Source organism: Martinezella sp. CNPSo 3957 (assembly GCF_057784395.1).
The window spans coordinates 119,152-138,082 of record NZ_JBXSOU010000016.1 but is presented as its reverse complement, the minus strand read 5'-3'; the positions used below and the strand labels follow the sequence as shown (position 1 = coordinate 138,082).

General features: G+C 60.3%; 18 protein-coding genes. 12 read left to right on the top strand and 6 right to left on the bottom strand.

What is annotated here, in order from left to right; all coding sequences use genetic code 11:
• Positions 1-156: 156 nt before the first annotated feature.
• Complete coding sequence (locus AC13QE_RS27545) at positions 157-663, top strand: DUF2867 domain-containing protein (RefSeq protein ID WP_488486100.1); 507 nt, start codon at positions 157-159, stop codon at positions 661-663.
• On the opposite strand, the gene AC13QE_RS27540 is transcribed toward AC13QE_RS27545, so the two are convergent.
• Both AC13QE_RS27540 and AC13QE_RS27535 read right to left on the bottom strand, forming a co-directional pair.
• Positions 647-1,738 carry a TraB/GumN family protein gene (locus AC13QE_RS27540; RefSeq protein ID WP_488486099.1) on the bottom strand — a complete coding sequence of 364 codons (1,092 nt, stop codon included), beginning with the start codon at positions 1,736-1,738 and terminating at the stop codon, positions 647-649. The genes AC13QE_RS27545 and AC13QE_RS27540 overlap by 17 nt on opposite strands.
• A gap of 130 nt (positions 1,739-1,868) precedes the next feature.
• Positions 1,869-2,804 (bottom strand): tyrosine recombinase XerC, encoded by a 936-nt coding sequence (locus tag AC13QE_RS27535; RefSeq protein WP_488486103.1) that lies wholly within the window; start codon positions 2,802-2,804, stop codon positions 1,869-1,871.
• Between the two features lie 246 nt (positions 2,805-3,050).
• Here AC13QE_RS27535 and AC13QE_RS27530 point away from each other — a divergent pair, with 246 nt between their 5' ends.
• Together AC13QE_RS27530 and AC13QE_RS27525 are read left to right on the top strand one after the other, a co-directional pair.
• Positions 3,051-3,995 carry a GNAT family N-acetyltransferase gene (locus tag AC13QE_RS27530; RefSeq protein WP_488486098.1) on the top strand — a complete coding sequence of 315 codons (945 nt, stop codon included), beginning with the start codon at positions 3,051-3,053 and terminating at the stop codon, positions 3,993-3,995.
• Between the two features lie 26 nt (positions 3,996-4,021).
• Positions 4,022-5,158, top strand: coding sequence for an AAA family ATPase (locus AC13QE_RS27525; protein WP_488486097.1), 1,137 nt, complete (start codon positions 4,022-4,024; stop codon positions 5,156-5,158).
• 321 nt (positions 5,159-5,479) lie between these two features.
• Here the strand turns inward: AC13QE_RS27525 and AC13QE_RS27520 are convergent, their stop codons facing one another.
• From AC13QE_RS27520 to AC13QE_RS27510, 3 genes are read right to left on the bottom strand one after another with little or no spacing between them, the layout of a single operon-like run.
• Complete coding sequence (locus tag AC13QE_RS27520; protein ID WP_488486096.1) at positions 5,480-5,839, bottom strand: TfoX/Sxy family protein; 360 nt, start codon at positions 5,837-5,839, stop codon at positions 5,480-5,482.
• Entirely contained in the window at positions 5,814-6,149 is a 336-nt protein-coding gene (locus tag AC13QE_RS27515) for a nuclear transport factor 2 family protein (protein WP_488486095.1), read from the bottom strand. The genes AC13QE_RS27520 and AC13QE_RS27515 overlap by 26 nt, the downstream gene beginning before the upstream one ends.
• Positions 6,142-6,714 (bottom strand): TetR/AcrR family transcriptional regulator, encoded by a 573-nt coding sequence (locus tag AC13QE_RS27510; RefSeq protein ID WP_165915318.1) that lies wholly within the window; start codon positions 6,712-6,714, stop codon positions 6,142-6,144. Before AC13QE_RS27510 ends, AC13QE_RS27515 begins: the two co-directional genes overlap by 8 nt.
• Before the next feature lie 353 nt (positions 6,715-7,067).
• Between AC13QE_RS27510 and AC13QE_RS27505 the strand changes: the two genes are divergently transcribed.
• The 7 genes from AC13QE_RS27505 (at position 7,068) to AC13QE_RS27475 (ending at position 15,004) form a co-directional block, all read left to right on the top strand.
• Positions 7,068-9,299: a primosomal protein N' gene (locus tag AC13QE_RS27505; protein WP_488486094.1), complete on the top strand. Its 2,232-nt coding sequence runs from the start codon at positions 7,068-7,070 to the stop codon at positions 9,297-9,299.
• Positions 9,300-9,408: 109 nt separating this feature from the next.
• Positions 9,409-9,792: an AGROH133_08824 family phage infection protein gene (locus AC13QE_RS27500; RefSeq protein WP_488486093.1), complete on the top strand. Its 384-nt coding sequence runs from the start codon at positions 9,409-9,411 to the stop codon at positions 9,790-9,792.
• 262 nt (positions 9,793-10,054) lie between these two features.
• Positions 10,055-10,621, top strand: coding sequence for a F0F1 ATP synthase subunit delta (locus AC13QE_RS27495; protein WP_132720635.1), 567 nt, complete (start codon positions 10,055-10,057; stop codon positions 10,619-10,621).
• Positions 10,621-12,150 (top strand): F0F1 ATP synthase subunit alpha, encoded by a 1,530-nt coding sequence (atpA, locus tag AC13QE_RS27490; protein ID WP_069613405.1) that lies wholly within the window; start codon positions 10,621-10,623, stop codon positions 12,148-12,150. The genes AC13QE_RS27495 and atpA overlap by 1 nt, the downstream gene beginning before the upstream one ends.
• Before the next feature lie 29 nt (positions 12,151-12,179).
• Positions 12,180-13,064, top strand: coding sequence for a F0F1 ATP synthase subunit gamma (locus AC13QE_RS27485; protein ID WP_132720636.1), 885 nt, complete (start codon positions 12,180-12,182; stop codon positions 13,062-13,064).
• Positions 13,065-13,088: 24 nt separating this feature from the next.
• Positions 13,089-14,519 carry a F0F1 ATP synthase subunit beta gene (gene atpD, locus AC13QE_RS27480; RefSeq protein WP_015341387.1) on the top strand — a complete coding sequence of 477 codons (1,431 nt, stop codon included), beginning with the start codon at positions 13,089-13,091 and terminating at the stop codon, positions 14,517-14,519.
• A 77-nt stretch (positions 14,520-14,596) separates the two neighbouring features.
• Positions 14,597-15,004, top strand: coding sequence for a F0F1 ATP synthase subunit epsilon (locus tag AC13QE_RS27475; RefSeq protein ID WP_015341386.1), 408 nt, complete (start codon positions 14,597-14,599; stop codon positions 15,002-15,004).
• A 237-nt stretch (positions 15,005-15,241) separates the two neighbouring features.
• Here AC13QE_RS27475 and AC13QE_RS27470 read toward each other — a convergent pair whose 3' ends face one another.
• Complete coding sequence (locus AC13QE_RS27470) at positions 15,242-16,147, bottom strand: LysR substrate-binding domain-containing protein (RefSeq protein WP_488486092.1); 906 nt, start codon at positions 16,145-16,147, stop codon at positions 15,242-15,244.
• A 117-nt stretch (positions 16,148-16,264) separates the two neighbouring features.
• Between AC13QE_RS27470 and AC13QE_RS27465 the strand changes: the two genes are divergently transcribed.
• Entirely contained in the window at positions 16,265-17,410 is a 1,146-nt protein-coding gene (locus tag AC13QE_RS27465; RefSeq protein WP_488486091.1) for an iron-containing alcohol dehydrogenase, read from the top strand.
• Position 17,411: 1 nt separating this feature from the next.
• Positions 17,412-18,911 (top strand): aldehyde dehydrogenase family protein, encoded by a 1,500-nt coding sequence (locus AC13QE_RS27460; protein WP_488486090.1) that lies wholly within the window; start codon positions 17,412-17,414, stop codon positions 18,909-18,911.
• Positions 18,912-18,931: the final 20 nt, after the last annotated feature.

Genomic DNA, 18,931 nt, shown 5'->3' with positions numbered 1-18,931 from the left:
TCTGATTTGCTCCCAATGGAGAATCCCAAACCCTTAAATCGTCACCACAGCCTAATCCATTATCCGCCGGCCAAATTGCCGCAGCCCAATTTTGCCGATCGGGTAGCATCGCAATGTATGGTAACTTGCAGACGTCGAATAAAGGCGGATGAAACCATGTCTGCAAGGCCTTTGATGGTAAAGCCCCTTATGCCGCATCCGGCGTTGCCGGATGCCGATTGGGCTGACTGCTATGAGCTGAATATCCCCAACTCAGATCTGACGGCCATTGCCGCCGCTCGAACGATGCTCAGCCGCTTTCCGTTTTGGGTGCGGCTGCTGATACGGGTGCGCGATGCGGTAACAGGCTTGTTCGGCTTGAGATCCAGCAGCGACCTTCGGGCGGAGGAGTGGGAGAAGATCGGCTTCTTTCCCGTCGTCAGCAAGTCGGACGATCAGGTCGTGCTCGGCTTCGACGATCGGCATCTCGATTTTCGGGTCGTCATCGACGTGCGTGATGACGACCAGGGGCGTCGGCTGATCGACGCCACGACGCTCGTCCGGCGGAACATATTGCTTGGCCGGATCTATCTCGCCATCATCACGCCATTCCACCGCCTGATCGTCGCGACGATGCTAGCCAATCTCGGCAAGCAGATGCGAGCTGTCAGTTCACCGCCGTGACCGTAAAACCCTGCTTGCGCAGCAGCGCCACAAGGCCCTGATCGCCGACGAGGTGAAGCGCGCCGACTGCGATGAAAGCGTTGCCCTTGTCGAGAACGGGCGCGGCACGCTCGGCCATGACCTTATTGCGGTCGAGGATGATGCGCTGCTCGAAAGCGGCAGTATCGGCATCCGTGATCTTCTGGTCCGGTTCGATCACCTTCAACATCGGAATCATCGCGCCAATATTGCCGTCGATATAGAGCTCTATCATCGTTTCGTTGACGTCGTTGATCTTGTCGCCCAGTTCAAGCGTCTGCAGCAGCGATTTAAGGTGAAGCGCGATCGGCAGATCGCTCATGGCCTTGGCCTGCTCGGCCAGCGTTTCGAGACCGACGACCTTCTTGCCCCCGGCCGCGGCGTCGGTTGCGAGTTTCTGATCGAGGAATTTCGCGCCGGCCGTCTTGCGGCGAACCTCGCAGCCCGTCATCTCGAAGGAGCTCGAGATCAGCCAGGGCTGCATGCGGGAGACGGCGGCGAGCGCGATGCCGCGCTCTTTCAGACCCGCTTCCAGCCGGGCATTGTCTTCCGGCGACAGATGTTCGCTGATGGTCGAACCGTCGGTGAGCATGGTGAGCGAAGGATTGACGAAGAGAGCGGCGGCGGCTTTCTTGTCATCGAGAATTTCGTCCGATTCAACCACGATCGTGTCGGCGGAGGCCACAGCATCGGCGGCTCCCTTCGGCATCGTGAGCACGCGTGAATCCGAGACATGCATAGTGCCGAGCAGCCACGACGGCTTCAAGCCGGGCTTTTCGATCTTCCAGAAAATGCCCTTGCCGTTTTCTATCCTGTCGCCGGCGGCGATGATGGAGGCGTATTTTGCCAGATCGTTCTTTTGAAGTTCGGCCATCAGATCCTTGCCGCCGCAGCTATCGGAGACTGCGCCTTCGGCATGCGCTGGCTGCAGCGTCAGCATCGTCGCGACCAGCAGCACCGCAAGCATCAGCGGAAAGGCGGTTGCAAGCCAGAGCAGCATATCACCAAGCGTCGGCTTCATCGACTGCATCGTCTTGGACCCGAGGGCAGAAATCATCAGAATCTTCCGTTTGCAGAGAGCATGACCGCTAACGCCGGAAAGCGGCTTTCGGGAGGCATGTCGAGACATGATTCTGCTTTACGGGAACGAGACGGAAATTCCCTTAACGCGAGAGGTTAATCTTTTCTTATGCGCGCGGGTGGGCGCGGTCGTAGACCTCGAGCAGGCGTGAGGAATCGACACCGGTATAGACCTGCGTCGTCGAAAGGCTGGCGTGGCCGAGCAGTTCCTGAATGGTGCGCAGATCACCGCCGCCGGCCAGGAGATGGGTGGCAAAGGAATGGCGAAGTGCGTGCGGTGTTGCCGTATCCGGCAGCCCGAAGGCGCTGCGCAGTTTCTGCATGCCGTGCTGGATGATGCCCGGCTGCAGCTTGCCGCCGCGCGCGCCGCGAAAGAGGGCGTCATCGGCTTCGAGATGATAGGGACAGAACTTGCGGTATTGATCGACCGCTTGCGTGACGATCGGCAGCAGCGGCACCAGTCGCGTCTTGTTGCCCTTGCCGGTGATGCGCAGCGAGGTTGCGCCCGGCGGAAAATCCTGCGGCGTCAGATCCAGCGCTTCAGAGATGCGCAGCCCGCAGCCATAGAGCAGGGTCAGCACGGCGGCATCGCGCGCGGCGATCCATGGTTCCTCGTGCAGCTGCGCTTCGTCACTGACGACAGTAATCGCCTGCTTGTCGGAAAGCGGCTTCGGTAGCGATTTCGGCTGTTTCGGCGAGCGCACCGCAGCGGCACCCGCGGCATTCACCAGGCCCTTCCTTTCGAGATAGCGCAACAGCGAGCGAAGCCCGGCAAGATTGCGCCCGAGCGAACGCGCGCCCGCGCCGTCCTTGCGGCGGGCGGCAAGGAATGCGCGAAAGTCGGCGGGGCGGAGCGCGTGGATATCTTCGATCGTCGCCGGACCGCCGAGATGGCCGGTGAGGAAGGTCAGGAATTGCCGCGTATCGCGCTCATAGGCATTTAGCGTATGGGCGGCGAGCCGCCGCTCCTTGCCAAGTGCTTCGAGCCAGCGGTTGCGTTCCGCCATCAACCTGGAGTCGGCGATAACAAGCAATTCGTTCAGTGGAAAACCCCTTGAAATTCAGATCGCATCTGCCACTTTGAAGGAAGGAAGGTTATGGAATCGCTAATTTTCCCGCTGCTTCCGGTGAGTTTTCCCTTCGTGCCGCGGGGCGCATCTGGACTTCAATGAAACTGCATATGGCTCGCTCCGGATCTCGGATGGTTCGCCTTCCATATGCGAGGCGCTTGTCATGCTTCGATCATATTCGATTGCGATAGAATATATCCCAACCATTCAGGATACTTCATGGCACGTCGCGGTTCGATAACTGCACTCGGGCAGATTGCAGAAGCAATCGCTTTGGTGTCCCAGGGACAGCCAGGACATATCGTCGATACGTTGATCGCAGAGCGCGGGCAGAAGATCGTCCGAAACCCGCTCTGGCCGCTCATGCGCCCGTTTCTCTACACGCTGCTGCGCTACAACAAGGCGATCGAGTTCGCCGATGATGTCGCCAAGCTTTCGGGCTTCCAGTGCTTCGAATATATGAGCGATCTGCTGCGGCTCGACATCGGCGTCACCCATGCCGATCGTATTCCGGCTTCCGGCGGCTTCATTCTCGTCAGCAATCACCCCACAGGCATTGCCGACGGCGTCGCCGTCTTCGATCTTCTGAAGTCGCGCCGGCCGGATATGATGATCTTCGCCAATCGCGATGCGGTGCGGGTCAACCCGCGTTTTGCCGAGATGATCATCCCGGTCGAATGGCGTGAAGAACATAAGAGCAAGCCGAAGACGCGCGAAACGCTACAGCTGACCAACCGCGCCGTGGCGGAGGGCAAGGTGACCGTGCTCTTCCCGTCCGGCCGCATCGCCTATTGGGCGAACGGCAAGCTCAACGAGCGACCGTGGAAGACATCGGCCGTTGGCTTAGCGCGCAAATACAATCTGCCGATCCTGCCGGTGCATCTGACAGCGCGCAATTCCGGCCTGTTCTACTGGTTCGCCAAATGGTCGACCGAGCTGCGCGACATGACGGTGTTCCACGAGCTGCTCAACAAGCGCGGCGACCAGTTCGATTTCCTCGTCGGCAATCTCATTCCGGTCGAGCATCTGGACGGGGACGTCAACGAGGTGACGAAGGCGCTGGAGAAGCATACGGTCTTCGATCTTGCGGCCGATGGCAGCGCAACCTTCGCGCCGCTTGTTCCTCCGACCCATGACGAGCCTCTGGTTTCGCATTCTCTTTAATATCGGAATCGGCTAAACCCTCGAGCATGCAGCTACGCTCGATGTTTGCCAGGAATTATCGCTCCCTGCGCTCGATCCGCATGGATCTTTCTGACGTCAATCTGTTCATCGGCGAGAACGGTGTCGGCAAGTCCAATCTCTATCGCTCGTTGCAGCTGGTGCAGGCCGCTGTTCGCGGCAGGCTGGCGCATGAGATTTCCAGTGAAGGCGGCATGTTTTCGGCCATGTGGTCGGGCAAGCGGCGTTCGCATGAGTCCGCCCGCATCCGCTTCGATGTCGAGTTGCTCGACATGGAGCGGGCGGCGACCTTCCGTTATTGGATCGAGGCGGGCATGCGGCCGCCTTGTGCCTCCGCCGGCTTTCCACTGGAGCCGCAGGTCAAGGCCGAGGAGCTGTCGGTCGAAACCGGCCGCAGGCCGGTGACGATGATGAAGCGCGATGGTCCCGGCATTTCTGTGCGCGGCGAAAGCGGCCGCATGCAGGTGCATCCCGAGAACGTCCTGAGCTCCGAAACGGCGGTCGCGCTCCTGGGCGATGCCGGCTATTTTCCGGAGGTCGGCACCTTCCGCCGAGCCGTCGATGCCTGGCGATTCTACCACGGCTTCCGCACCGATCGCGGCTCGCCGCTGCGTGCGCCTTGCCTTGCCGTGACGTCTCCCATGCTGGACGAGGACGGCGCCAATATCGCCGCCGTTTTCGCGACCCTCGTTCATACGCGTGAAGATACTGTCGAGCTGGACCGGGTTCTTGCCGCAGCGCTCGGCGGCGCTCGGCTGGTGGTGCCGGAACCGCAGGAAACGGCGGATTTCGGGCTGATGCTGCCCGAATTTCCCAACCGCGTCTTCCAGCCGCGCGAATTGTCGGACGGCCAAATCCGGTTTCTCGGTCTTGCTGCAGCCCTGATGTCCTACCGCCTGCCGCCGCTGATCGCGCTCAACGAGCCGGAGGCAAGCCTGCATCCCGACATGCTGCTGCCGCTTGCCGACATGATCGCTGAGGCGGCGAAGACAAGCCAGATCTGGATCGTCACCCATTCCGAACGTTTGGCAGAGGCCGTTCGCGAGCGCTGTGGCGCGAGGCCGCGCCGCGTGATCCGCGAAGATGGCTCCACCTGGATCGACGGCATGCGGCTGACCGGCGAGATCGACGATGACGATGAATAGCGGTTGGTTCGAGTTCGTCGTCCTGCAGCGCAGGTACCTTATGACGCGGGATTGACGATGTGACAGCCTCAGGTAGAGGTGCTCTGCTGAATGATCATGTGGTGACGGATACGATCGCGCCATCAAGTATTCCATCATCGCGACCATCGTGACTTCGCCGTCCCGAAGTGCTGGAATGAATCCGCTTGGATTGATCGCCAGGAATTCTGCGTCATCGGCAGCGTCGCGTCCCGGGGCGCGGAGGAACCAAAAACTCTCTCCTCTCAACTGAACCGCGTCTGTCCCTAGTGCGCTGATGTCAGACGTTCGATGAAATCGAGATCAGGATATGCTTATCGCGCGCGCAGCCCAATGGTGCAACTTGTCGATGTCATCCATCACATCGTCCGGGGCCGAAAAATAACGCCCAACAACGACCAGCCTTCCGCCTTTGTGATAACTAAATGGCTGACTGCCCGCCGCTTCAAGCTCGGCCCTCATGGCGGGATCGGTGATGAAATACAAGACATCACGCATCAGGATCGCGAATTGCTTTCCTGTCGCACGAAACTGCCAGCCACCAAAAAACCGTAGAGTTTCGACTTCGACTAACTGATTGAACTCTGCTTCCAGAAAATCAACGAAATCCGGTTTACGTGCCGTTGCCAAATCGACCTCAAAAAAATCCTGTGAACGACGCAAATTTCCCCTCGGGTGTCAGTCTCGCATGACTTGTACCCACCATGATCGTAGTGCGATTGCTGTCGACCAGCTTCCAGTTGGCGAGCGATTGCTCATGATGTTCGCGCACGTCGACTATCTCAAATGCGGTTCCCGGGAACTGAGTTTGAAACTCGCCCATGTACTGGGAAAAGGCCTTGCGTCCGGTTAGCTCGACATTGGGGTCCGTATAAGTGACATTATCTGACGTCAACGCCGCGAGCGCTGCATCGCGCTCCGCTTGCGGTTGCGACCAGCTCTTGCTGTAACGACTCCAATTGGCTTCAGACATGGTATTCTCCTGTAATTGAATTGATTTCGGCATAGATGATGGCGCGTAAGTCTTGGTTCGAATGACCATGGCGGATGAGCACGAGCAGCCCCTGGTAGAGGACCAATAGCTTGAGCGCTCCCTGCCGTGATCCCGCGATAATTCCGATTCGGAGGAGCACTTTTTCAAAAGCGCTGAGCAAAAGCTCAAATCCTTGTGTAACGCTGTCGGTGACCGGACCGCCCTCGCCAGCGAATTCAACGGCGGTATTGGTCAACAGGCAACCCGCTGAGCCACCGTCGGGCTCATCGAGTAATGACAGAAACATCGACAGCAGGCCCGCGCCAGGATCGTCCGCTTCGAGATGACGATGGATGCGATTGGCAACCACGTATGCATTGTAGTGATTGATAGCTCTAACGAACAGTTGATCCTTAGAGCCAAAGCTATTGTAAAGGCTGCCGGACGATACTCCTGTGTCTTTCTCAAGTGTTTTTATGGAAACACCAGCGAAACCACGCCGTCGGAAAATCTCCATGGCTGAAGTCAGGGCTTGCTTCTCGTCGAACTCGACCGGTCGAGCCATGTGCTTCTCCATTCTAATATGGTCATTCTATAACAATCATATTAGAATGGAGTCAACGCGAAATCGGTTCTTATAGAGAACGCTGAGTTCGTATCTTAAATCTCTCAAGGTAGGGTCAGCTTCGACGCGTCCTTGCCCACGCTGGCAAGGTCAAGGGCTCAGCCCATAGATTCTAATAGCCCTTGGGAGTCGCTTCCGGCTTTGATGGTCGCTTCGGGCCGATTGTGGTCATTGGTGATGTTGCTGCATAAGGCCGGATACTCACGGTAGCTTACAGACTATCCGCATTTTGCAAGTGCTCTTGCGCCACCCCGGGTTTTCTTTTGCGTCCGTCCGGGGCATGGTCTGCCGCAATGAGCAAAGATTCTTCCGATCTGTTCGGTGCGCTTTTCGAGGCGGCGCCCGCAAAACCTGTGATGAGCCGTACGGTTCCCGTTCTCGTGCCGATGCCGGCGCCGCGGGCTTATTCCTATGCCGTGCCTGCGGGCATGGCGGTGGAGCCGGGCTCGGTCGTGCAGGTGCCGCTCGGGCCGCGCCAGGTCATCGGCGTCGTCTGGGATGACGAGGATGACGGTGGTGTCGATCCGAAGAAGCTTCGGCCGATCAGCCATGTGTTCGATTGCCCACCGCTCGGCAAGCACATGCGTGACTTCATCGATTGGGTTGCCGCCTATACGCTCTCGCCGCCGGGGCTTGTGGCACGCATGGCGCTTCGAGCGCCGGCTGCCTTTGATCCCGAGCCGATGATCGAGGGCCTGCGCTTTATCGGCGGCCAGCCGGAACGGATGACGCCGGCTCGCGCCAAGGTGATGGAGATCGCTGCGGACGGGCTTTCGTGGACGAGGCTTGGCCTGGCGCATGCGGCGGGTGTGTCCACCAGCGTCGTCGACGGATTGATCTCGCAGGGCATTTTCGAAACCATCTTCCTGCCACCGCCGCCTGTCGTCGCCAAGCCTGATCCGGAATTCACCGCGTCGCGGCTGCAGGGGCCGCAAAAGGATGCCGCCGACGAAATCCTGGCCGATGTGCGCAAGGGCGAGTTTGCGGTTTCCTTGATCGACGGCGTCACCGGTTCCGGCAAGACGGAGGTCTATTTCGAGGCGATTGCCGAAACGCTCCGGCGCGGCAAACAAGTGTTGATCCTGCTGCCGGAGATCGCACTGACGGCCAGCTTCCTCGAACGCTTTCAGGATCGCTTCGGCGCCAAGCCGGCCGAATGGCATTCCGATCTCGCGCCGAAGATGCGGGAAAAGGTCTGGCGTCAGGCTGTGACCGGCGACGTTCGGGTCGTGGCCGGGGCGCGTTCGGCGCTCTTCCTGCCCTTCGAGGATCTCGGGCTGATCATCGTCGATGAAGAGCATGATCCCGCCTACAAGCAGGAGGATCGCGTTTATTATAATGCGCGCGATATGGCCGTGGTGCGCGGCCGCATCGGTGATTTTCCCGTCGTGCTGGTGTCGGCGACGCCATCGGTCGAAAGCCAGGTCAATGGCCAGAGCGGGCGCTACACCACAATCCACTTGCCGACGCGCTTCGGCGATGCGGCGCTTCCGGATCTGCATCTGATCGATATGCGCCGGCATGCGCCGGAGCGCGGGGGCTTCCTGTCTCCGGTCATGATCCGCGCGATCGGCAAGACGGTTGCCAAGGGCGAGCAGGCGCTCTTGTTCCTCAACAGGCGCGGCTATGCGCCGCTGACGCTCTGCCGGGTCTGCGGTCACCGGTTTCAATGCCCTCAATGTTCGAGCTGGCTGGTCGAGCACCGTTTCCGCAACCAGATCCAATGTCATCAATGCGGCTATGCTGAGCGCACGCCGGAGGCTTGCCCCGAATGCGGCACGCTCGATCATCTCGTTGCCTGCGGGCCGGGCGTGGAGCGGATCGCCGAAGAGGTGGAGCGGCATTTCCCCGAGGCGCGGACGATCGTGCTCTCCTCGGACATCATGGGCGGCGTCAAGCGGCTGAGGCTGGAGCTCGACGCGATCGCCAAGGGCGAAGCCGATATCGTCATCGGCACACAGCTCGTCGCCAAGGGACACAATTTCCCGCTGATGACGCTGGTCGGCATTGTCGATGCGGACCTCGGCCTGGCGAATGGCGATCCGCGCGCTGCTGAGCGGACGTTCCAGCTCCTGTCGCAGGTGACAGGACGCGCCGGCCGAACTGGCTTGAAGAGCCACGGGCTGCTGCAGACCTACCAGCCGCAGCATCCCGTCATGCAGGCGATCGTATCCGGCGATGCCAGCGCCTTTTACGAGCGCGAGATCTCGGAGCGGGAGAGGGCGATATTGCCGCCCTTCGGCCGGCTCGCTTCGATCATCGTCTCGGCCGATAGCAGGCAGGATGCCGAAACCCATGCCCGCGGCATGCGCAATGCGGCGCCGCAGGTCTCGGGCATATCGGTACTGGGTCCGGCCGAAGCGCCGATCGCGCTCGTGCGCGGCCGTCACCGCTTCCGCCTGCTCGTGCACGGCAGGCGCAATTCCGACATGCAGGGATTCCTGCGGGCCATGCTGGCGCAGTCCCCGAAGGAGCGCGGCTCCGTGCAGGTGCAGCTCGATATCGATCCGCAAAGCTTCTTGTGATTGACGCGGCAGATAGCTTGACTGCGCCTTCCCCTTGCAACACGGATCATGCCATAAGTCGGCCATCTCAACTGCGTGATTTGCGCGCCGGCTGATTTGGGGACGACCGATGGAGTTTGAATTTCCGACCGAACTAGGTGCGCAGCTTGCTCTTTGTTCGGCTGCGCTCACCGTGGTTGTTGGCGTTTTGATCATGTTTGCGCCCGGTTACACCTATCGCTTCCTTCGGCTGCAGGTACGCGAGGGCCGACCTGACGGATATGCTGAAGCACGTTCGGTTGGAGGCTTTCTTGTTGGCTTCGGGGCGGCCGCGATAATGCTTGATCAGACAATGATCTATATTGCTCTCGGCGCGTCTTTTGCCGTAGCCGCCTTCGGTAGAATTCTTTCTCTCATGTCCGACCGCGGAAGCGTTTGGCTGAATGTGCTTCTTTTGGTTGTGCAGATCGTTCTCGCTGCTCTACCGATTTTATACGGATTGAGTTATATTTAAGCCGAAAACGGCTCCGGCGCGGCCATTTTTGCCTGCGCTATCCCCATGCTTTTCGAATTTTGCCATCATAAATTCGCCCGAATGGCGTATTCGTCGAATACGCGTGTTGCGAGTCTCCATATCCTATGTTAGACGAACCCCGAATTTCGGATGAGGTGGGAGCGCACTCCTGCTGATTTCTGGGGGAAATCAAAACGAATTCAAGGGCATAATGCTTCCGTCACCCGGAAGTTTGGTTCTTGGGTTGAAATCAGGGAATTTTGTGCCCGTGGCAGACACATCCCAGCATGTTTCTGGTGTTGCAGAACGATATGCCTCGTCGCTGTTCGAATTGGCCCTTGAAGAGGGTGCCGTACCGGCAGTGACCGCCGATCTCGATCGGTTCCAAGCCATGCTCGACGAAAGCGATGATCTGAAGCGCTTCGTTCTCAGCCCGGTTTTTTCGGCTGAAGAGCAGGTCGGTGCGATCGAGGCGCTGGCGAAAAAGGCCGGCTTCGGCGCCTATGTCACCAACTTTCTGAAGCTTGTGGCCAGCAACCGGCGCCTTTTTGCGCTGCCGGGCATGATCAAGGCTTTCCGCATCATTGCCGCCCAGCATCGCGGCGAGATTTCCGCCGAGGTCACCTCGGCCCATGCGCTGACCCCGGCGCAGGAAGATGAATTGAAGGCGGCGCTGAAGGGCGTCACCGGCAAGGACGTGACGATTGTCGTCACCGTCGATCCGTCGATCCTTGGCGGCCTGATCGTCAAGGTCGGTTCGCGTCAGATCGATACGTCCCTTCGCACCAAACTCTCCACCCTTAAGCTTGCATTGAAAGAGGTCGGCTGATGGATATCCGCGCCGCGGAAATTTCCGCAATTCTGAAAGATCAGATCAAAAACTTCGGCAAGGAAGCTGAAGTCTCCGAAGTCGGCCAGGTTCTCTCCGTCGGTGACGGTATCGCCCGCGTCTACGGTCTGGACAATGTTCAGGCCGGCGAAATGGTCGAATTCCCCGGCGGCATTCGCGGCATGGCCCTGAACCTTGAAGCCGACAATGTCGGCGTGGTTATCTTCGGCTCCGACCGCGACATCAAGGAAGGCGACACCGTCAAGCGCACCGGCGCGATCGTTGACGTTCCGGTCGGTCCGGAGCTGCTCGGCCGCGTCGTCGACGCGCTCGGCAACCCGATCGACGGCAAGGGCCCGATCAACGCGACCCGCCGTTCGCGCGTCGACGTCAAGGCTCCGGGCATCATTCCGCGCAAGTCGGTTCATGAGCCGATGTCGACCGGCCTCAAGGCCATCGACGCTCTGATCCCGGTTGGCCGCGGCCAGCGCGAGCTTGTTATCGGCGACCGCCAGACCGGCAAGACCGCCATCATCCTCGACACGATCCTGAACCAGAAGTCCATTCAGGATAACGGTCCGGACAGCGAAAAGCTCTTCTGCGTCTACGTCGCCGTCGGCCAGAAGCGCTCGACCGTTGCGCAGTTCGTCAAGGTGCTCGAAGAGCGCGGCGCGCTGAAGTATTCGATCATCGTTGCTGCGACGGCTTCCGATCCGGCTCCGATGCAGTTCCTGGCACCGTTCGCCGGTTGCGCCATGGGCGAATACTTCCGTGACAACGCCCAGCACGCTCTGATCGGCTACGACGACCTCTCCAAGCAGGCTGTTGCCTATCGTCAGATGTCGCTGCTTCTGCGCCGCCCGCCGGGCCGCGAAGCTTATCCAGGTGACGTTTTCTACCTGCACTCGCGCCTCCTCGAGCGCGCTGCAAAGATGAATGACGAGAAGGGCGCTGGTTCGCTCACCGCTCTCCCGGTCATCGAAACGCAGGGTAACGACGTTTCGGCCTTCATTCCGACCAACGTGATCTCGATCACCGATGGCCAGATCTTCCTTGAAACCGACCTGTTCTATCAGGGTATCCGCCCGGCCGTTAACGTCGGTCTGTCGGTTTCGCGCGTCGGCTCGTCCGCTCAGATCAAGGCGATGAAGCAGGTTGCAGGCTCGATCAAGGGTGAACTCGCCCAGTATCGTGAAATGGCCGCCTTCGCCCAGTTCGGTTCCGACCTCGATGCCGCAACCCAGCGCCTGCTGAATCGCGGTGCTCGCCTGACCGAACTCCTGAAGCAGCCGCAGTTCTCGCCGCTGAAGACGGAAGAGCAGGTTGCGGTGATCTTCGCCGGCGTCAACGGTTACCTCGACAAGCTGCCTGTTGCCCAGGTCGGCAAGTTCGAGCAGGGCTTGCTGTCGTACCTCCGCTCGGAAGGCAAGGACATCCTCGACACCATCCGCACCGAAAAGGCCATCAGCGACGCGACGAAGGGCAAGCTCACCGCTGCTCTCGACAGCTTCGCCAAGTCTTTCGCGTAATCGGGCCCAAGCTCTAGGACGGACCAAGGATGCCTTCACTCAAGGATCTGAAAAACCGGATCGCCTCCGTCAAGGCGACGCAGAAGATCACCAAGGCGATGAAAATGGTCGCCGCGGCGAAGCTTCGGCGTGCGCAGGAGGCGGCCGAGGCCGCCCGGCCTTACTCGCAGCGCATGGCCGCTGTTCTGGCCAACATCTCGGCTGCCGTCAGCGATGCCGACGGCGCGCCGCTGCTGATGACCGGAACCGGCAAGAGCGATGTGCATCTGCTCGTCGTCTGCACGGCCGAACGCGGCCTTTGCGGTGGCTTCAATTCGCAGATCTCGCGCTTCGCCCGTGACCATGCCCGCAAGCTTCTGGCCGAAGGCAAGACGGTGAAGATCTTCACCGTCGGCAAGAAGGGCTATGACGTTCTTCGCCGTGAGTATGCATCGCTGATCGTCGAGCGCAAGGAATTGCGCGATGTCAAGCGCATCGGCTTCGACAATGCCGACGCCATCGGCAAGCGCCTCATCGAGATGTTCGAAGCTGGCGAATTCGATGTCTGCACGCTGTTCTATTCCGAATTCAAGTCGGTGATCAGCCAGATCCCGACGGCACAGCAGCTCATTCCGGCTTCGGCTCCGGTCGTCGTCGAAGAAGATGCAGCCCACAAGGGCGCCGTCTATGAGTACGAGCCGGATGCGGCTTCGATCCTCGCGGACCTGATCCCGCGCAACATCTCCGTCCAGATCTTCCGCGCGTTGCTCGAAAACGTCGCCGGCGAGATGGGTGCCAAGATGAGCGCGATGGACAATGCGACGCGCAACGCTGGTGAGATGATCAACAAGCTGACGCTGAACTACAACCGTCAGCGCCAGGCACAGATCACCAAGGAATTGATTGAAATCATTTCGGGCGCGGAAGCGCTCTGAGGTTAGGGAAAAGAGGGTAAGAATATGGCTGACGCAGCTACCCCCGCAGGTTCTGTCGGTAAGGTTACTCAGGTTATCGGCGCCGTTGTGGACGTTGCTTTCGACGGCGAGCTCCCGGCGATCCTGAACGCGCTTGAAACCGACAATAACGGCAATCGTCTGGTTCTCGAAGTCGCACAGCACCTCGGCGAAAATTCCGTCCGCACCATCGCCATGGACTCGACCGAAGGTCTCGTTCGCGGCCAGCCGGTCAAGGACACGGGCGCGCCGATCTCGGTTCCGGTTGGACATGAGACGCTCGGCCGTATCATGAACGTCATCGGCGAGCCGGTCGACGAAGCAGGTCCGCTGAACACGTCCAAGAAGCGCGCCATCCACCAGGAAGCTCCGTCCTACGTCGAGCAGTCCACGGAAGCGCAGATCCTCGTCACCGGCATCAAGGTCGTCGACCTTCTCGCTCCTTACGCAAAGGGCGGCAAGATCGGCCTCTTCGGCGGTGCAGGCGTCGGCAAGACCGTTCTCATCATGGAACTGATCAACAACGTCGCCAAGGCGCACGGTGGTTATTCGGTGTTCGCAGGCGTGGGTGAACGTACCCGCGAAGGCAACGACCTTTACCACGAAATGATCGAATCGGGCGTCAACAAGCATGGCGGCGGCGAAGGCTCCAAGGCAGCACTCGTTTACGGCCAGATGAACGAACCGCCGGGCGCCCGCGCTCGCGTCGCTCTGACCGGTCTGACCGTTGCTGAAAACTTCCGCGATGAAGGCCAGGACGTCCTGTTCTTCGTCGACAACATCTTCCGCTTCACGCAGGCAGGTTCGGAAGTGTCGGCTCTGCTCGGCCGTATTCCTTCGGCCGTGGGCTATCAGCCGACGCTCGCCACCGACATGGGCCAGATGCAGGAACGCATCACCACGACGACGACGGGTTCGATCACCTCGGTTCAGGCCATTTACGTTCCGGCCGACGACTTGACCGACCCGGCACCGGCAACCTCGTTCGCCCACCTGGACGCAACGACGGTTCTGTCGCGCTCGATCGCTGAAAAGGGCATTTACCCGGCCGTCGACCCGCTCGACTCCACTTCCCGCATGCTCGACCCGCTGGTCGTCGGCGAAGAGCACTACGAAATTGCTCGTAAGGTTCAGTCTACGCTGCAGCGCTACAAGGCCCTGCAGGACATCATCGCCATCCTGGGCATGGACGAACTGTCCGAAGACGACAAGCTGGCTGTTGCCCGCGCCCGCAAGATCGAGCGCTTCCTGTCGCAGCCGTTCTTCGTCGCCGAAGTCTTCACCGGTTCGCCGGGCAAGCTCGTCGCTCTCGAAGACACGATCAAGGGCTTCAAGGGCCTCGTCAACGGCGAATACGATCACCTGCCGGAAGCTGCCTTCTACATGGTCGGCTCGATCGAAGAAGCGATCGAAAAGGCCAAGAAGCTGGCTGCCTAATCAGGTCAATCCATCGGCGCGCGGCTTTGCCCGCGCGCCCTTGCCTTGCGAATAAGACAATCGAGAAGTGACGGGTCATGGCTGACAATTTCAATTTCGAACTGGTTTCTCCGGAGCGCCTGCTGCTGTCGGAACAGGTCATCGATGTCGTCATCCCCGCCAGCGAAGGCGAGATGACCGTCATGGCGAACCATGCACCGACCATGACCACCATCAAGCCGGGCGTCGTCAAGGTGCATTCGGCTTCCGGCAAGAAGCAGGACTACGTCGTTTTCGGCGGTTTCGCCGACATCCTGCCGACCGGCTGCACGCTGCTCGCTGAATCTGCCGTTCCGGTCGAGGACATGAGCCGTGACGAGCTGGACCGCCGCATCAATGCCGCCAAGGCCGAGCTCGAAGACGCCGAGCATCACGAGCACAAGTCGCGCCTGGAGCACTTCATCATGGAACTCTCGCATCTGCGCGGTTCGATCACGCAGGATTGATGCGGTCAGCGCAGTGATGAATGAGATGAAAGCGGTCCTATGGGCCGCTTTTTTGTTGTGATGTCATGCCTTTGCTGATGCTGCTGTTGGGTAAGTCATGACCGGGGAAGTTAGTGTAGTCGCATATGAGGCGTGTCACGTCCGCAATCCCTTCTCCCCGAGGGGGAAGAAGGAGGGGAGGCAACGATTTCACATGCGGCTGCCCTGTAGGGTAGCTGGAATTTTTCCGAAGCCGCATCAGACCTGCTGTCCTTGTAGTAAAAACCGGTGCAGCTGCGCCGCTTCCGGAGAGAGCGAGCGGAAGCGAGGGGCGCCGAGATAATATCCGAAGCCACTCTCGACGCGATCCTGGCCGACTGTGATGAGCGCGCCTGACTGCAGATATTCCTCGATGAGGCCGAGACTACCAAGCGCTATGCCTTCGCCCCTGAGGGCTGCCTCCACCGCCATGATATAGGTCGAGAAAGACAGGCGCGGCCGCGGCAGCTTGCCCTTCAGGGGATCACCGACACGACTGAACCATTGGCGGAAGCTGATCCAATGGGCATTGGCGCGCTCGTAGTCGATGAGATCGAGCCCGGCAATGTCGACCGCCGTCAGCGTCTGCGGGTCCAAGCCGCAGGCTGCCAAATAATCCGGCGAGGCGACCGGGACCAGCACCTCGTTGAAAAGTGGCGTCAAGCTCCAGCGCGGGTGCTCGCCGGTGGAATAGATGATGATGAGATCGTTGTTCTCCGAGGCCAGTTCGGAGTGCACGTCCGTCGTCAGCAGGCGTACCGAGATGCCGGGGCTCTCCTTGCCGAAGTCCCTGAGCCGCTGCCCGAGCCAGAGATGCGAGATGGAGCCGCTCGCGGCGATCGAGATGATCTCGCCCGTGCCGGCGCGAAAAGGCTCCAGGCTTTCCTCCAGATATTCCAGTGTGGCGCGCACGCGCTGGAACAGCCGCTCGCCATCCGGCGTCAGTGCGAGGTTCCGGCCTCGTCGGGTAAAAAGCGTCGCGCCGAGGTGATCTTCCAGTCCCTTGATGCGGCGGCTGACGGCGGCCTGGGTGATGTTGAGCTCCCGGCCGGCGCGGGAAAAGTTCATGGCACGTGCTGCCGCGTCGAACACGCGGAAGGCTTCCAGTGGTATTTTCTCCAGCATTGGCTCTCCATAACTTCAGATCATCAATATTCCCGATAATTGCCCGGATTTGAAGATCTGAAATTGTGATGCAGGATTGTGGCTATCCAAACAGCTGCTTTTCCAAGGGGATCCCGCGTGTCCTTCTCCGTTTCCGCTATCCCGGATCTTCGTTTCGGCGAGGGTGCGCTCTCCAGCCTTCCCGCTGCAGTCAAATCCTTTGATGGTGTCGGTACGGTTTTGCTTGTCATCGATGCCTTCCTGGCGCAGTCCGGCCTTGCCGCCAGCATCAGCGCGGAACTTGCCGAAGCAGGCGTGAAGACGCAGGTCTTTTCCGATTTTGCCGGCGAGCCGAAGCTTGCGCATCTGCATGCCGCTATCGCGGCCGGGCGGGGCGCGGACATGGTGATCGGCATCGGCGGCGGCTCGGCGCTCGATATCGGCAAGATCGTCGCCTGCTGCATCGCTTCGGGTGAAGATCCGATGCATTATGCGCTGGCCGCCAACGCGCTGCCGAAGAATCCGCTGAAGAAGATCATGATCCCGACCACGGCGGGTACGGGTTCGGAAACATCGGCCACGAATATCTTCGCCGGACCTGAGGGCAAGAAGCTTTGGATATGGGGTCCGGAGACGAAGGCCGATCTCGTCATTCTCGATCCGGCGTTGACAAAGACCCTACCCGCCAACCTGACAGCATGGTGCGGCCTCGATGCCTTCATCCACGCCTTCGAAGCTGCGACGAACCGCAACACGCATCGTGGTGCGCAGTTCTACGCGCACCAGGCGCTGCGGCTGCTGACCGGTGCACTGGAGACAGCCGTCAAGCAGCCGGATGATATGGCAGCGCGCGGCCACGTGCTGCTCGGCTCCTGCTTTGGCGGTATTGCCATCGACAATTGCGGCACGGCGATCGCCCACAATATCAGCCATGCGCTGGCGGGCCTTGCTCCTGTCCACCATGGGCTTGCGACGGCACTCGGCTTCGAGGTGACGCTGCCATGGCTGGTCGAAGCCAATACCGTAGATCTAAATGCAGCCGCCAAGGCTTGCGGCGTCGAGAGCGCCGCTGAACTTCCCGCTTTCGTTTCAGACTGGATGGACCGCTGCGGTATCGTTCGCGCGCTGCCGGCTGCCTTCAAACCGTTCGATGCCTCCGATCTCGCTCGCGAGATGCGGGCGACCGAAAACCAGCCCATGCGGCGATCGACGATCCGCGATGTGACGGATGCCGATATAGATCGCTTTGCCGCCGCCGTCATGGCGCTGCCGAAAGGAATCTGAGATGACCAAGAATTACACGCGGGACTATTGGGAAAGCGTTCTCTCCGGCCTCAAGCCCGAAGGTCGTCACTTCATCGATGGCTTGCACCGTGCCGCCGCCTCCGGCGAAACCTTCACCCGCATCCGGCCGATGGACGGCAAACCGGGTGCGCAGCTTGTGCGCGGCAATGCCGCCGATGTCGATGCTGCGGTCGCCTCCGCCCGCGCTGCCTTCGAAAGTGGCGTCTGGCGCAAGAAGGAGCCGCTCGAAAAGAAGAAGATCATGCTGAAATGGGCCGATCTCATCCGCGCCAATGGCGATGAGCTGGCCATGCTTGAGACGATCGATGTCGGCAAGCCGGTCATGGCGTCGCTCGGTGTCGATGTGCGCCTTTGTGCCGACGGCATCCAGTTCTACGGCGAAATGATCGACAAGATGTATGACGAGATTGCGCCGACCGGCCCGAATGCACGCGCGCTGGTGCGCAAGGTGCCGCTCGGCGTCATCGGCGCAATCACGCCCTGGAACTATCCGATGATCATCGATGCCTGGAAGCTCGGGCCGGCGATCGCGGCCGGCAATTCCGTGGTGCTGAAGCCGGCCGAACAATCCTCGCTTTCGGCGATCCGCCTGGCCGAGCTTGCGATCGAAGCCGGTCTGCCGGCTGGTGTCTTCAATGTGGTGACGGGTTACGGCGAAGAGACCGGCAAGCCGCTGGCGCTGCACATGGATGTCGACATGATCGCCTTTACCGGTTCCACCGAAGTCGGCAAGCTGATCATGGGCTATGCGGCGCAATCGAACGTCAAGCGCGTGGCGCTGGAGCTTGGCGGCAAGTCGCCGCTGGTCGTGTTCGAAGATGCCGATCTCGATGCGGCTGCCGTCGCTGCCGCCTGGGGCTGTTTCTACAATTCCGGCGAAACCTGCCATGCTTCGACGCGCCTCATCGTGCAGCGCTCGGTACAGGACAGGCTGATCGAGAAGATCGAGGCGGTCACCCGCTCGGATATCGCGCTCAAGCATCCCCTTGACCCTTCCGCGCAGATCGGCGCGCTGATCGAGGAAGAGCATATGAACAAGGTGCTGGCGATGATCGCGGCCGGCGAGAAGGAGGGCGCGCGTCGCGCCTTCGGTGCCGAGCGCGTCTTGAGCGAAACCGGCGGCTACTATGTGTCGCCGGGCGTCTTCGTCGACATGACCAACGACATGAGCCTGGCGCGGCAGGAAATCTTTGGCCCGGTGCTGGCAGCCATCCCCTTCGACACGGAGGAGGAGGCGCTGAAGATCGCCAACGACACGATCTACGGGCTTGCCGGAGCCGTCTTTACCAGGGACATGGATCGTGCTCACCGCTTCTCGGAAGAGATCCATGCAGGTACGGTGTGGATCAACACCTATGACATGTCGAACTTCGCGACGCCCTTCGGCGGCTTTAAGCAGTCCGGTTTCGGTCGCGATCGCTCGGTGCACGCGATCGACAAGTATTGCGACTACAAGACCATTTGGCAGCAGTTCGGCTGAGGTTTGCGGGGAGGCACGAC

What these genes read in the sequence shown, in the direction of transcription:
- AC13QE_RS27545 (WP_488486100.1), top strand. Translation starts at nt 157, where the DNA reads ATGTCTGCAAGGCCTTTGATGGTAAAGCCCCTTATGCCGCATCCGGCG.
- AC13QE_RS27540 (WP_488486099.1), bottom strand. Translation starts at nt 1,738, where the DNA reads ATGATTTCTGCCCTCGGGTCCAAGACGATGCAGTCGATGAAGCCGACG.
- AC13QE_RS27530 (WP_488486098.1), top strand. Translation starts at nt 3,051, where the DNA reads ATGGCACGTCGCGGTTCGATAACTGCACTCGGGCAGATTGCAGAAGCA.
- AC13QE_RS27525 (WP_488486097.1), top strand. Translation starts at nt 4,022, where the DNA reads ATGCAGCTACGCTCGATGTTTGCCAGGAATTATCGCTCCCTGCGCTCG.
- AC13QE_RS27515 (WP_488486095.1), bottom strand. Translation starts at nt 6,149, where the DNA reads ATGTCTGAAGCCAATTGGAGTCGTTACAGCAAGAGCTGGTCGCAACCG.
- AC13QE_RS27510 (WP_165915318.1), bottom strand. Translation starts at nt 6,714, where the DNA reads ATGGCTCGACCGGTCGAGTTCGACGAGAAGCAAGCCCTGACTTCAGCC.
- AC13QE_RS27505 (WP_488486094.1), top strand. Translation starts at nt 7,068, where the DNA reads ATGAGCAAAGATTCTTCCGATCTGTTCGGTGCGCTTTTCGAGGCGGCG.
- AC13QE_RS27500 (WP_488486093.1), top strand. Translation starts at nt 9,409, where the DNA reads ATGGAGTTTGAATTTCCGACCGAACTAGGTGCGCAGCTTGCTCTTTGT.
- atpA (WP_069613405.1), top strand. Translation starts at nt 10,621, where the DNA reads ATGGATATCCGCGCCGCGGAAATTTCCGCAATTCTGAAAGATCAGATC.
- AC13QE_RS27485 (WP_132720636.1), top strand. Translation starts at nt 12,180, where the DNA reads ATGCCTTCACTCAAGGATCTGAAAAACCGGATCGCCTCCGTCAAGGCG.
- atpD (WP_015341387.1), top strand. Translation starts at nt 13,089, where the DNA reads ATGGCTGACGCAGCTACCCCCGCAGGTTCTGTCGGTAAGGTTACTCAG.
- AC13QE_RS27475 (WP_015341386.1), top strand. Translation starts at nt 14,597, where the DNA reads ATGGCTGACAATTTCAATTTCGAACTGGTTTCTCCGGAGCGCCTGCTG.
- AC13QE_RS27470 (WP_488486092.1), bottom strand. Translation starts at nt 16,147, where the DNA reads ATGCTGGAGAAAATACCACTGGAAGCCTTCCGCGTGTTCGACGCGGCA.
- AC13QE_RS27460 (WP_488486090.1), top strand. Translation starts at nt 17,412, where the DNA reads ATGACCAAGAATTACACGCGGGACTATTGGGAAAGCGTTCTCTCCGGC.